This window comes from Ruegeria sp. CDSC002 (assembly GCF_059610905.1).
Genome location: NZ_JBXWOM010000002.1, coordinates 132,049 through 143,754, shown reverse-complemented (window position 1 = coordinate 143,754; position 11,706 = coordinate 132,049). Strand labels below are relative to the sequence as shown.

Genomic DNA, 11,706 nt, shown 5'->3' with positions numbered 1-11,706 from the left:
GGATGGTTGAACGAGGTTAATTTGGTGAATGGTTCTCGAGTACGATTTTGACATCGTTGTTAACGAAGAATTGGAAGATGACGCCGGTTCAGAGCGATTGGACATTTCCGTCGCGCGTGCCCGATTCCGTCATGTGAAAACGGCTGACGCGCTTCGGGCGACGTCACCGAAGATTCGACAAATTTTCCAGGAAGCCGGCTTTGATCTGGATTCAACCGACAGCAAGCTGTCGCAAGGGTACTATTCGTCACGGGACGTAGACCAACGCAAACGCATTCTGCACGCGCTTTTTGCCAATATTCGCGAAATGGGAATTGAGGGCGAATATTGCGGTGAATTCGATTTCCATCGCTTTTTGGACAACGTCAAAACGGCCAAACCACGCAACGACCAACGCCCAAAAGTCGAGAATTGGACGCCAAATCCACGCTACAAATCACCCGCAACGCCTGAGCGCCGTACATTGCCGGGACGAATTGGCGTCGCATTGGGACTGGCGGTGATCTTGTTTGCAGTGCTTAGGTATCTTGCCGAAAAAGGCGCTACGCCTTAGGCCAACGCAACGCCAGCTTCACGCATCGCGGCCACGGCGGCTGCCAATGATCCACCCATATCAATCGCCCGACATGCGTCCATGCGCACTGCGACATCAAAACCCAGCCGGGCTGCGTCGACGGCCGAATAATGAACACAGAAATCTGTGGCCAGCCCAACCAGGGTCAGTTTGGTGATACCACGTGATTTTAAGTAACCTTCCAACCCGGTCGGTGTCTTTTGGTCGTTCTCGAAAAAGGCGGAATAGCTATCGATGCCGCGCCGAAAGCCTTTGCGAATGACAAGGTCAGCATGGGTATTCAGGTCCGGGTGGAATTCCGCACCATCGGTGCCCTGCACACAGTGATCCGGCCACAAGACCTGCGGCCCATAATGCATGTCGGTCATGTCCAAGGGGGCTTTGCCATCATGTTCACTGGCAAAGGACGAATGTCCCGCCGGGTGCCAATCCTGCGTCAGGATCACGGCGTCGAACTCTGCCATCATCGCGTTGATAGGGTCCACGATCTCGTGACCTCCGGGCACCGCCAGCGCGCCACCGGGGCAGAAATCGTTCTGAACGTCGATTACAATCAGGGCATGGGCCATCGGGTATCTCCTCGCATTGTTCTATCGGTAGGGGGCAGGGCGGGGGGCGTCAATCCGGTCTCTTGCGACTCTTGTCCAGCAGGTTTAGACCGCGCGCATGTATACGATCGCTGCTCTCTATCACTTTACCCGTTTTTCGGATCACGTGTCCTTGCGCGACCCGCTGCTGGACCTATGCCGCGCGCAATCAGTCAAAGGCACCTTGTTGCTGGCCGCCGAGGGGATCAACGGAACCTTCGCCGGCCCGCGTAGTGGGATCGATGCGGTGCTGGCCCACATCAAGGCTCTGCCCGGATGCGCGGATCTTGAGTGGAAAGAGGCCACATCCGATCACCCGCCCTTTGGCAAAATGAAGGTGCGCCTGAAGAAAGAGATCGTGACCATGGGTCAGCCGGACGTCGATCCGCGCGCCCGCGTCGGCAACTATGTCGAACCCGAAGACTGGAACGATCTGATCCGGTCTGACGATGTGGTCGTGATCGACACGCGCAACGACTACGAAGTGGCGATTGGTACGTTTGAGGGCGCAGTAGACCCTGAAACAGCCAGTTTCCGTGATTTCCCGGTCTGGTGGGAAGAAAACAAAGACCGCTTTCACAACAAGCGGGTTGCCATGTTCTGCACCGGCGGCATCCGTTGCGAGAAATCTACCAACTACCTGCTGGGGCAAGGGGTTGAGGATGTGTATCACCTGAAAGGCGGCATTCTGCGGTATCTCGAAGAGATGCCCGCTGAGGACAGCAGCTGGCAGGGTGAGTGTTTTGTGTTCGACAATCGTGTCTCGGTCGGACATGGGCTGGTCGAAGGGCCGCACAACCTGTGCCATGGCTGCCGCCGCCCGATCCTGCCCGAGGATATGAAACGCCCGGAATACGAGCACGGCGTGTCCTGCCATCGGTGCATAAACGAGACATCAGACGCGGACAAAACGCGGTTCCGCGAACGCCAGAAACAGATCCTGTTGTCACGTCAGCGCGGGCAGGAACACCTAGGCATTGAATGATGGGTGAATGATTAAGGTTGCGGGTACAGGCTGGAATCCTGATGATCCCGGAAAAACCTAGGCCATCGGAGGTTTTATGCACCGCGAACCTACAACCCTGGAAGAGTGGAAATCGACGCTTATCGCAGCGGTCGGACTGGTTATTGCCAGTTTTTTCGCGTGGTATGGTCTGTCGCGTCTGAGTGAGGCGGCCGCAGGGGAAACCATTGGTACTATTGTGTCGGTCTGCCTGGTGGTTTGGGTCGCATCGCAATCCTGGTACTACATGACACAGGTGAAGCTGCCGCATCGACGCTTGTTTCTGATGGGTGTGTCATTCATTCAGGTCGTGCCGTTCTTGTTCGCGGCGGCGTATGGCGCATTCGGTTACGCCGACAATTGCGTGGTCGGTGCAGATGCCCCAGCCGATTTTCTGTATTTTTCATACGTCACCTTCACCACTGTGGGATATGGCGACATGATCCCAACAGGTTTATGTCGCGGGCTGGCCGTCGCTGAGGCTGTTACCGGCTACATCCTCTTGGGTATGTTTGTTGCTGCTACAGTTGCGCTCTATACCCGCCACCATAAACATTAGACGGCCACTATTTGTTCTGATCAATCCAGCGGGACATCATCTGTTTGTCGCGGAAACACTCGGATGGGATAGGTCTGCGCCTGCTACGGGAAATGCGTTCGGCAAAGGCAACCTGCTTGCCGGATGGATAGTCCGCAAAGGGCGAAGGGTCGGCTGGCTTGTGCGCCGAAATCCAGGCAGACATCAACTTGCGATCCCGTTGTGCCTCGACCGGGATTTCCAAGGCAGACTGCTGGGCAATTGCACGAGCGTATCGCATTTGCCGGTCTGTGACGGGCAACAGGTGATAGTCGTTCGATGGGCCATCCATGGCCGGGTTGCGGGCGTGGTAAGACATCGGATTGTTCCTCTGACTATGTAGAACATAAATGGAACATTAAGCTTTTTATTCAAGAGGGAGCCGATTCACATCAGCGGGAGTCCGCCGTGAATTGCTTTTATTGACTGGTCAATCAATAAAATATAAATGCGAAAGAAAGGACTTCTGAGAAGGAAATCGGCATGAAGTTTCAGCCCAAAGCGAGCCATTTCATCAACGGCGCATATGTTGAAGATACCAACGGCGCCCCTATCGACGTGATCTACCCGGCCACCGGTGAAATCATCGCCCGGCTGCACTCTGCCACGTCGGATATTGTAAATCAGGCTCTAACAAGTGCCAAAAACGCTCAGGCAGAGTGGGTGGCAATGTCCGGGACCGAGCGTGGTCGTATCTTGAGACGGGCATCTGACATTATGCGTGACCGCAATCGCGCGCTTTCGATCCTCGAAACCCACGACACCGGTAAACCCTTGCAGGAAACCCTGGTGGCCGACGCCACATCGGGTGCGGATGCGCTGGAGTACTTTGGGGGGCTGGCTGCGTCATTGACGGGTGAGCATATCCCGCTGGGCGGCGGAGACTTTGTCTACACCATCCGCGAGGCGCTGGGTGTTTGTGTTGGTATCGGCGCATGGAATTACCCAACTCAGATCGCCTGCTGGAAAGGGGCCCCTGCACTGGCCTGCGGCAATACGATGGTCTTCAAACCGTCCGAGACCACGCCTTTATCAGCGTTGCAGGTGGCCGAGATCCTGATCGAGGCGGGCGCGCCCAAGGGCGTCTATAACGTGGTTCAGGGTTACGGCGATGTTGGCGCATCGCTTGTGACCGATCCGCGCGTGGCCAAGGTTTCGCTGACCGGGTCCGTTCCGACCGGCCGCAAGGTTTATGCCGCGGCCGCCGACGGCATGAAACACGTGACGATGGAATTGGGCGGCAAGTCCCCGATGATCGTGTTCGACGACGCCGATATCGAAAACGCTGTTTCGGGTGCGATCCTGGGCAACTTCTATTCCTCGGGTCAGGTCTGTTCAAACGGCACCCGTGTCTTTGTCCAGAAAGACATCAAAGAGGCTTTCTTGAAACGCCTCTCAGAACGTCTGGCCACTGCGAAAATCGGTGATCCGCTGGATGAGGACGTCAACTTTGGCCCTATGGTCAGCGAAAACCAACTGAACATCGCGCTGAGCTATGTCGAAAAAGGCAAAGCCGAAGGTGCACGTCTGGTCTATGGCGGAGAGCGGATCGACGGTGACGGCTTTTACATGCAGCCCACAGTGTTTGCGGATGTGACGGACGATATGGCCATCGCGCGCGAAGAAATCTTTGGCCCTGTCATGTCCGTACTGGATTTCGATACCGAAGAAGAAGTGATGGCCCGCGCCAACGACACCGAGTTTGGATTGGCCGCCGGTGTCTTCACCAACGACCTGACACGTGCGCATCGCATCGTTGCCGGGTTCGAGGCCGGCACCTGCTATATCAACACCTATAACCTGGCTCCGGTCGAGGCCCCTTTTGGTGGATCTAAAATGTCAGGTGTCGGGCGCGAAAACTCGAAACTGGCGATCAATCACTTCAGCGAGATGAAGACAGTCTATGTTTCGATGAACGACGTCGAAGCGCCTTACTAATCAAAACCGGCCAATCAAGATCTGTTCCCGACATTTTGCGTCGGGAACAGAGCATAAGCCACATAAGACATGTGGCTGACTTCCTCTAAAGGGTGCCGTTTTCGGTTCCGTCGGTGGGAGATCAAGTTCATGAAAACGCATGCACAGGCCGTAGTCATCGGCGGAGGATTGGCTGGCTGTTCAATCCTGTACCATTTGGCCAAGCTTGGTTGGCGGGACGTTGTCCTGCTTGAACGGGATGAACTGACCAGCGGATCAACCTGGCACGCGGCGGCCAACATTCACGGGCTGCACGACAATAACAATATCACCCGAATCCAGCACTATACGATGAACCTGTATAAGGAGCTGGAGCAGGAGACGGGCCAAAGCTGTGGCGTGTTCCAACCCGGTTCGCTGTATCTGGCGCAGACAGAAGAGCGCGAGCACCAGTTGCGTCTGCAAGAGGCCAAGGCTCGGTTCTATGGCCTGAATTTCTACGAGGTCAGCCGCGAACAAGCGATGGAACTTCATCCGCTGGCGCGGTTCGACGATATCCGCTGCATTATGTTTGAACCCGAAGGAGGCAACGTGGATCCCTCAGGTGTGCCGCACGCCTATGCCGCAGGCGCGCGCGCCATGGGTGCAACGATCGAGCGCTTTTGCCCCGTGTTAGGCACTGAGCAACAGGCAGATGGGTCGTGGATCGTGCGTACCGAAAAGGGCGACGTCCATACGCAATGGGTTGTGAATGCCGCAGGCCTTTGGGGCCGCGAAGTTGCGGCGCTGGCTGGTCTGAACCTGCCGTTGCAACCAACTGAACACCAGTATTTCGTAACCGATTCCATTGATGAGGTTGCCAGCCTGGGTCGCCGTTTACCTTCGATCGCCGATCGAGACGGTGAGTACTACTTCCGACAGGAAGGCAACGGCCTGCTGATCGGGGCCTATGAGAAGGATATGAAGTTCTGGGCCGAAGACGGGACGCCGCTGGACTTCGCCCATGATCTGTTCCCCGACGATCTGGACCGGATCATGGAGAACGTGATCCGCGCAACCGAACGCGTGCCCGCCGCGGCGACGGCTGGCGTGAAACGGGTGATCAACGGGCCTATGATCTGGTCCCCGGACAGTTCCGCCCTTTGGGGCCCGGTGCCGGAATTAAAGAACTACTTCCTATGTGGGGGCTTGATCCCTGGCTTCTCGCAATCGGGCGGGCTGGGGTTGCTGGCGGCGCAGTGGATGATCGAGGGTGAGCCGCAATACGACATGTTCGCATGGGATCTGGCCCGGTTTGGCGATTGGGCGGACAAGAAATTCACCAAGGCGCGGGTTGAGGATCAGTATACTCACCGTTTTGCCATCCATTTCCCGAACGAGGAACGCAGCGCTGGCCGCCCGGCCCGTGTGCGCCCGGCGTATGAGATGCAAAAAGACATGGGCTGCGTCTTTGGTCTGAACTGCGGCTGGGAACACCCGCTTTGGTTTGCGGATCGGCCCGGCACCACTGATACAAACGGTTTCACCCGCCAGAACTGGTGGGAACCGGTTGGCCAAGAGGTCAAGATGCTGCGCGAGAATGTCGGTGTGATCGACATCTCGAACTTCGCCAACTACGTCATTAAGGGCCCGGGTGCTTATGACTGGCTGGACCGTTTGGTCGCGAATAGGGTGCCGACCGAGATTGGGCGGTCGTGCCTGACACCGCTGATCTCAGTCCGGGGCGGTGTTGCCGGGGATTTCACCATCACCAAGGTGGCGGAGGACGAATACATGATGATCGGCTCGGGCATGGCCGAGCGTTATCATCAGCGGTTCTTCAACATGGTCGACCTGCCCGAAGGCACAACATTCGAAGTGGCCACGGATCGCATTGCGGGTTTCAATGTAGCGGGTCCCAAGTCGCGTGACCTGTTGCAACGACTGACAAATGCCGACCTGTCGAACGAAGCGTTCCCTTTTATGCGCTCACAAACGATCGAGGTGGCAGGCGTCACCTGCCTTGCCATCCGCGTCAGCTTTACCGGCGATCTGGGGTGGGAGCTGCACTGCGCGGAAGAAGATCAGATCAGGCTCTATTCGGCGCTTCTTGAGGCTGCGAAGGAGTGCGACGGTGGTCCGGTGGGCGGCCGCGCGTTGGGATCACTGCGTATCGAGAAGGGCTATGGCTCTTGGGGCCGCGAGTATTCTCAGGAATACTGGCCGCAGGAAGTCGGGCTGGCGGGTCTGATCAAGCTGGACAAGGACTTCCTGCACAAAGACGCCTATGTGCAGATCAAGGACAACGCCGCGCGCGAGGTTCTGTCGATTTTTGAGGTCGAGGTGACGAATGCTGACGCGTCCGGTGGCGAACCTATCTTTACACCAGATGGCGCACCGGTCGGACGTGTGACCTCAGGGGCCTATGGCTATTCAGTCGGCAAATCCCTGGCCATCGGCTATTCAAATCCGGCAGTCGTAAAGCCGGGGGATATGGTGGAAATCTTCATCCTCGGCAAACCGCATAAAGCCAGAGTTTTGGCCGAACCGCCCTTTGATCCATCGGGTCTCCGGCTGCGCGATGTCCAACCCAAGGTGATGGAGGCAGCCAAATGACCGGCACGCTGGATCGGGTCACGGATTTTGCCCTGAACCTTTCAGCGCACGAGATGCCTGACAGCGCGAAAGAGGCCGCTGCCCTGACGATGCTCGACACAATGGGCATCCTGATCGCCTCCGGCCCGATGGAGGTCGGCGTGATCGCCCGCGATACTGCCGCGCTGCTCTATGCAAGCACTGATGCGGCATTCAGCGTTCCGATGATGTTTGATGGCCGCCTCGTCAGCACGGCGGGCGCTGCCTACGCAGCAGCCACACAAATCGACAATTTGGACGGGCATGACGGCTACAATCCGACTAAGGGGCATATTGGTGTCGTCGTCCTGCCTGCGTTAGTTTCACTTGGTGCGCATTGCCCTGATTTGTCCGGCCCCGAAGCCCTGGCTGCCGTCGTCACGGGATATGAAATCGCAGGACGTGCCGGGCTGTCGCTGCACGCATCGGTCAGCGATTACCACACGTCCGGCGCCTGGAATGCCCTTGGCGTGGTCGCCATGGCCGCGCGCATGCGCGGGTACACGCCAGAGCAATTTCGACAAGCGTTGGGAATAGCAGAATACCACGGCCCCCGAAGCCAGATGATGCGCGAGATTGCGAATCCGACGATGCTGCACGACGGATCGGGTTGGGGCGCGATGGTTGGCATATCATCTGCGATTCTGGCCGAACGTGGTTTCACGGGCGCCCCGGCCATCACAATCGAAGATGCTGATGTTGCGTCGTTTTGGGATGATTTAGGTCAGTTCTGGCAGGTCGAACACCAATACGTAAAACCTTATCCGATATGTCGCTGGGCTCATGCGGCAATTGATGGCGTTCGGGCTGTGATGATGGAGAATGACCTAGCCCACGACCAAATCCGATCCATCCATATCAACAGTTTTCATGAAGCGGCCTGCCTGTACGCAGGGATGCCTGACACCACGTCTCAGGCCCAGTATTCTCTGCCTTTTGCTGTGGCGGTTCAGGCGATCCATGGTCGGATCGGGGTCGAACATATCTCGGGTTCGGGTTTGTCTGATCCGGCGGTGGCAGAGTTGGTGTCGCGTATTCACGTTCTGGAAGATGCGCGCCACAGTGCACGCTTCCCGCAGGGGCGGTGGGCCGATGTCATCTTGAAATCGACCGATGGGCGTGTGTTCGAATCCGGCGACACTCACGCGCGCGGAGGGCCGGAGGCTCCGCTCAGCAGGGGAGATGTGATCGCCAAGTACACCGAGTTTGCCGCGCCAGTCGTCGGTTCGGACCGCGCGGACGCGATCCGCGCGGCCATATTGGGTTGGGTCGAACCTACATCCAGATTGTCGGACCTGATGTCGTTGGTCTTTGATCCGTAAAAGCGGCCGGTGCGGGCTGCGGGCCGACGCTCAGTGGGCACCTAATGAAAGACAAATCGTGAATGCAGGTGGCGCCGACCTGATCCGCTATTGGTCCACTTTCGTAAGCAAATCCAGAATGTGCTGGCGTGTTTTTGCGCTGTCATCCAACAAGCCCTTCGCGTCAGCTAAGGGTTTGTCCTGCATTCGTATTGGCGGCACGGACAGGAGCCGCGTTGTTTGCTGAACTGCGAAGAACTTTGTATCGCGTTCGGGTTCGACCGCTTCCGGACGGTCGGCCAACCAAAAGAACCGATCGGCTTCTTCATCCTCACCAATAGCACGCAAAAGCTGACCAGCTGCCACGTAATCATCCGTCATCTGCAATGCTTGCCCTCGCAAAAGCTGGGCCGCGTCGGATGGATCGTCGACCAGTTCCAACATCGCTTGATGTGGTCGGTGTTGCAGTAAGGCAGCGCGCGCACGTAACCGTGCCCTTTCTGCGCGCCGGGCCTTGTCCTGTGACCGACTGGCCAGTTCCAGCGCCGCGTCCGCAAAACCTAGGGTGACCAAGCGCTCGGCCAATCCCACGCTTGTGTCTGTGAATAGAGCCAGTTTCTGCTCTGGTGTCAGGGTTACGACACGCCTTAGAAATGTCGCGTCGTCGGCGCGTTCGGTCAGGATCTGGGCGACGCGGTTCAACGTTTCGGCGGCATTGTCCTGCGCATTTTGGGCGCCCAGCAGATCCATCGCCTTATCGAACTCATGGCTAAGGCTCAAAGCGACGATCTGTGTTTGCAGCATGCGCGGCCCGATTTCAGACCGTCGAAACTCCACGACGTAAGAGGCCGCAAGATCAAGCTCTTGTGGGGATATTGCTCCACGTTCCGACCACCGCTTGTCGACCAGTCGCGCAAGTGCAAGCGGTGCCTCCAACTCTGCACCCGACGCAGCGATGACCTCGTTCAACAATGCTTCTGACTTCGGGCCGTCGCCTTCGGCAGCCGCGACTTTAGCCTTGGCTTGGGACGTATCGGCGCTGTCCTCAGTCGCAACGCGATCGACCGCGCGCAACACGCGCCTTGCTGGTTCAAGTTTCCCAGCATCGGTCAGAATTTCCGCCAATGTTGGCCCAACTTGACGGCGAAGATGGTTGGGCAAGCGCGCAAATGACTGTTCGATCGACTGCAACTGGGCCTCTTCTTGCATCTCTCCTTCGATCAAAAGAGCCCAAAGCGCGGCGTCGCTTTCACACCGCTGAAGATTGGTAAACGGGTTCGGATGGGACGGCTGTGCGCCATCAAGATACCGGGCTATCGAGGCAACCCGATCTGTGTCTGGCGCATGCTGCCCAAGCAATTCAAGCGTCCGAATAGCCTCTGCGCCGAACCCGGAATAGGCGTATAGCTGCGCCAGCTTCAGCGCCTTTTCTTCGTCGAGATGATCGAATTCTTTGAACAGGGCGGCGCGCAACGAAGCCACCTGTTCTGGAAAGGGAGTTGCCCCAGACCAACTGTCAAACCCAAGCTCAGCGCTTGAGATGCAGGGTGGGCGTTGTTCAAGCTGTGGCAGGGATGGCCCTAAAAGTTCATTCAAGCCGTCCAGAACAGATGTCACATGAATATTGGCATTAAGGTCTGAGGGGCTAAAGGGATCGTTCTTGGGGACCGACAGCCTTGGTCCAACCGGAGCAATCCTCAAATCAACGACTTCCCGGTCAGAGCCGCGCAGCAGCAGCGTAGAGAGCTGTTCTTCAAAGCGCTGTGCGTTCAGGTTTAGCAGTGGCAATTCGAGACTCTGTAAATTTTGCCCAACCAACGGGTCTTTCTCTTTGGGCGCTTTGGGCAAAACAGGCGACGGTATATCAGCGCTGATTGGGGGCAGCGCCGAGCCTGGTGCAATATCCACCACGATCATCGTGCCCTTGAACAGAAAGGCATTGGCAACACAGTCGCAGCCAAATTGCATATCAAGTGCCGCGCCCGGTTCGGACTGAGAGATCGCGGCCAAGCGGTTTTGCGTCAAACGCCGGAACACGGCTGCTGTGTCGAAGTTAACCTTTTCCAGTTGGACAGTCAGACGCGCACCATTTTTCTTGTGCGACAGGGCCCATTTAGTGCCCGGCGGAACCTGTGCGACCAGCCGTGTATACCCTTCATGTTCGCCCGAGCGTACCTGCACATCTTGTGCTTGAACTTGCGTTGCCGCGGAGGTTAGCGCCAAAGCAAGAAAAACTGTTCGGATCATGCCGCCGCCTGTTTGAGTTCCTTCAACGCATCTTCCAGCTCAGAAAATGCTGGGCGGTTATGCGTCGGCGTGTTCTGGCGGCCAACTTCAATGCACATGGCTGCATTGTGGTTGTGCAGATTAGCGACCAGAACCTCTTTGATCAACTGGTAGAAATGGTTGTCCTCCTCGACAACTGCTTTCAGCTTGCCAGCGAACGGGCCAACCAGGCCATAGGCGAGAAACACGCCCAGGAACGTCCCGACCAAAGCGCCTCCGATCAGTTTGCCCAGTACTTCGGGCGGCTGGTCGATGGACCCCATCGTTTTGATTACGCCTAAAACGGCGGCCACGATACCAAGTGCGGGCAAACCATCGGCGACGGTTTGCAGCGCGTGGCTGGAATGCATGGCGTGGTGAAAATTGGTCTCCATCCGTTTTTCCAGCACTTCTTCAACTTGATGTGGATCGTCGTAATTCATCGACGCGGATCGCATCGTGTCGCAGATCAGATCGACAGCTTCCTTGTCCTTCTGAATCTTCGGATAGGCTGAGAATAGGGTCGAATTCTCGGGGTCTTCGATATGCTGTTCCACCTCGACCGGGTTGGCCTTGGCAATGCGGATCAGAGAAAACAAAAGGCAAAGCAGATCGCGGTAATCTTCGGGTTTCCATTTGGGGCCCTTGAACACTTTACCCATGTCCTTGATCGTATGTTTGACAGCGCTCAAGTCGTTGCTGATCATGAACGCCCCAACGGCGGCGCCGCCGATCATCATCATCTCGAACGGGAGCGATTTCAAAATGATCGTCATCTTGCCACCGGCGGCAAGATAGCCACCAAACACCATGGCGAAAATGACGACGATTCCGATGATTCCGATCATGGGTGGTCTCCTGCAAAGTCA

At 57.0% G+C, this 11,706-nt stretch carries 10 protein-coding genes; 6 read left to right on the top strand and 4 right to left on the bottom strand.

Annotation, left to right across the window (positions count from 1 at the left end):
• The first annotated feature begins 28 nt into the window (after window positions 1–28).
• Window positions 29–553 (top strand): hypothetical protein, encoded by a 525-nt coding sequence (locus AC2FJE_RS04800; protein ID WP_496755386.1) that lies wholly within the window; start codon window positions 29–31, stop codon window positions 551–553.
• Here the strand turns inward: AC2FJE_RS04800 and pncA are convergent.
• A complete protein-coding gene (gene pncA, locus AC2FJE_RS04795) occupies window positions 550–1,143 on the bottom strand; it encodes a bifunctional nicotinamidase/pyrazinamidase (protein WP_496755385.1) in 594 nt (197 codons plus the stop codon). The genes AC2FJE_RS04800 and pncA overlap by 4 nt on opposite strands.
• A gap of 97 nt (window positions 1,144–1,240) precedes the next feature.
• Between pncA and trhO the strand changes: the two genes are divergently transcribed.
• Both trhO and AC2FJE_RS04785 read left to right on the top strand, forming a co-directional pair.
• Window positions 1,241–2,146 (top strand): oxygen-dependent tRNA uridine(34) hydroxylase TrhO, encoded by a 906-nt coding sequence (gene trhO, locus AC2FJE_RS04790; protein WP_496760696.1) that lies wholly within the window; start codon window positions 1,241–1,243, stop codon window positions 2,144–2,146.
• Between the two features lie 76 nt (window positions 2,147–2,222).
• Window positions 2,223–2,723, top strand: coding sequence for a potassium channel family protein (locus tag AC2FJE_RS04785; protein ID WP_058275022.1), 501 nt, complete (start codon window positions 2,223–2,225; stop codon window positions 2,721–2,723).
• A 7-nt stretch (window positions 2,724–2,730) separates the two neighbouring features.
• Here AC2FJE_RS04785 and AC2FJE_RS04780 read toward each other — a convergent pair whose 3' ends face one another.
• Window positions 2,731–3,060: a hypothetical protein gene (locus AC2FJE_RS04780; RefSeq protein WP_496760695.1), complete on the bottom strand. Its 330-nt coding sequence runs from the start codon at window positions 3,058–3,060 to the stop codon at window positions 2,731–2,733.
• A gap of 164 nt (window positions 3,061–3,224) precedes the next feature.
• Here AC2FJE_RS04780 and betB point away from each other — a divergent pair, with 164 nt between their 5' ends.
• The 3 genes from betB to AC2FJE_RS04765 all read left to right on the top strand — a co-directional run bounded on the left by betB (window position 3,225) and on the right by AC2FJE_RS04765 (window position 8,593).
• Complete coding sequence (betB, locus tag AC2FJE_RS04775; protein WP_496755382.1) at window positions 3,225–4,679, top strand: betaine-aldehyde dehydrogenase; 1,455 nt, start codon at window positions 3,225–3,227, stop codon at window positions 4,677–4,679.
• A 129-nt stretch (window positions 4,680–4,808) separates the two neighbouring features.
• The gene (locus AC2FJE_RS04770; RefSeq protein WP_496755381.1) at window positions 4,809–7,253 is read left to right on the top strand and encodes a GcvT family protein; all 2,445 of its coding nucleotides are present in this window, start codon (window positions 4,809–4,811) and stop codon (window positions 7,251–7,253) included.
• Window positions 7,250–8,593: an MmgE/PrpD family protein gene (locus tag AC2FJE_RS04765; protein WP_496755380.1), complete on the top strand. Its 1,344-nt coding sequence runs from the start codon at window positions 7,250–7,252 to the stop codon at window positions 8,591–8,593. Before AC2FJE_RS04770 ends, AC2FJE_RS04765 begins: the two co-directional genes overlap by 4 nt.
• A gap of 87 nt (window positions 8,594–8,680) precedes the next feature.
• On the opposite strand, the gene AC2FJE_RS04760 is transcribed toward AC2FJE_RS04765, so the two are convergent.
• A complete protein-coding gene (locus AC2FJE_RS04760) occupies window positions 8,681–10,819 on the bottom strand; it encodes a hypothetical protein (protein ID WP_496760694.1) in 2,139 nt (712 codons plus the stop codon).
• A complete protein-coding gene (gene motA, locus AC2FJE_RS04755; protein ID WP_282119619.1) occupies window positions 10,816–11,685 on the bottom strand; it encodes a flagellar motor stator protein MotA in 870 nt (289 codons plus the stop codon). The genes AC2FJE_RS04760 and motA overlap by 4 nt, the downstream gene beginning before the upstream one ends.
• Between the last annotated feature and the right edge of the window lie 21 nt (window positions 11,686–11,706).

Coding starts and splice junctions, on each gene's coding strand:
- AC2FJE_RS04800 (WP_496755386.1), top strand. CDS start 29: ATGGTTCTCGAGTACGATTTTGACATCGTTGTTAACGAAGAATTGGAA.
- pncA (WP_496755385.1), bottom strand. CDS start 1,143: ATGGCCCATGCCCTGATTGTAATCGACGTTCAGAACGATTTCTGCCCC.
- trhO (WP_496760696.1), top strand. CDS start 1,241: ATGTATACGATCGCTGCTCTCTATCACTTTACCCGTTTTTCGGATCAC.
- AC2FJE_RS04785 (WP_058275022.1), top strand. CDS start 2,223: ATGCACCGCGAACCTACAACCCTGGAAGAGTGGAAATCGACGCTTATC.
- AC2FJE_RS04780 (WP_496760695.1), bottom strand. CDS start 3,060: ATGTCTTACCACGCCCGCAACCCGGCCATGGATGGCCCATCGAACGAC.
- betB (WP_496755382.1), top strand. CDS start 3,225: ATGAAGTTTCAGCCCAAAGCGAGCCATTTCATCAACGGCGCATATGTT.
- AC2FJE_RS04770 (WP_496755381.1), top strand. CDS start 4,809: ATGAAAACGCATGCACAGGCCGTAGTCATCGGCGGAGGATTGGCTGGC.
- AC2FJE_RS04765 (WP_496755380.1), top strand. CDS start 7,250: ATGACCGGCACGCTGGATCGGGTCACGGATTTTGCCCTGAACCTTTCA.
- AC2FJE_RS04760 (WP_496760694.1), bottom strand. CDS start 10,819: ATGATCCGAACAGTTTTTCTTGCTTTGGCGCTAACCTCCGCGGCAACG.
- motA (WP_282119619.1), bottom strand. CDS start 11,685: ATGATCGGAATCATCGGAATCGTCGTCATTTTCGCCATGGTGTTTGGT.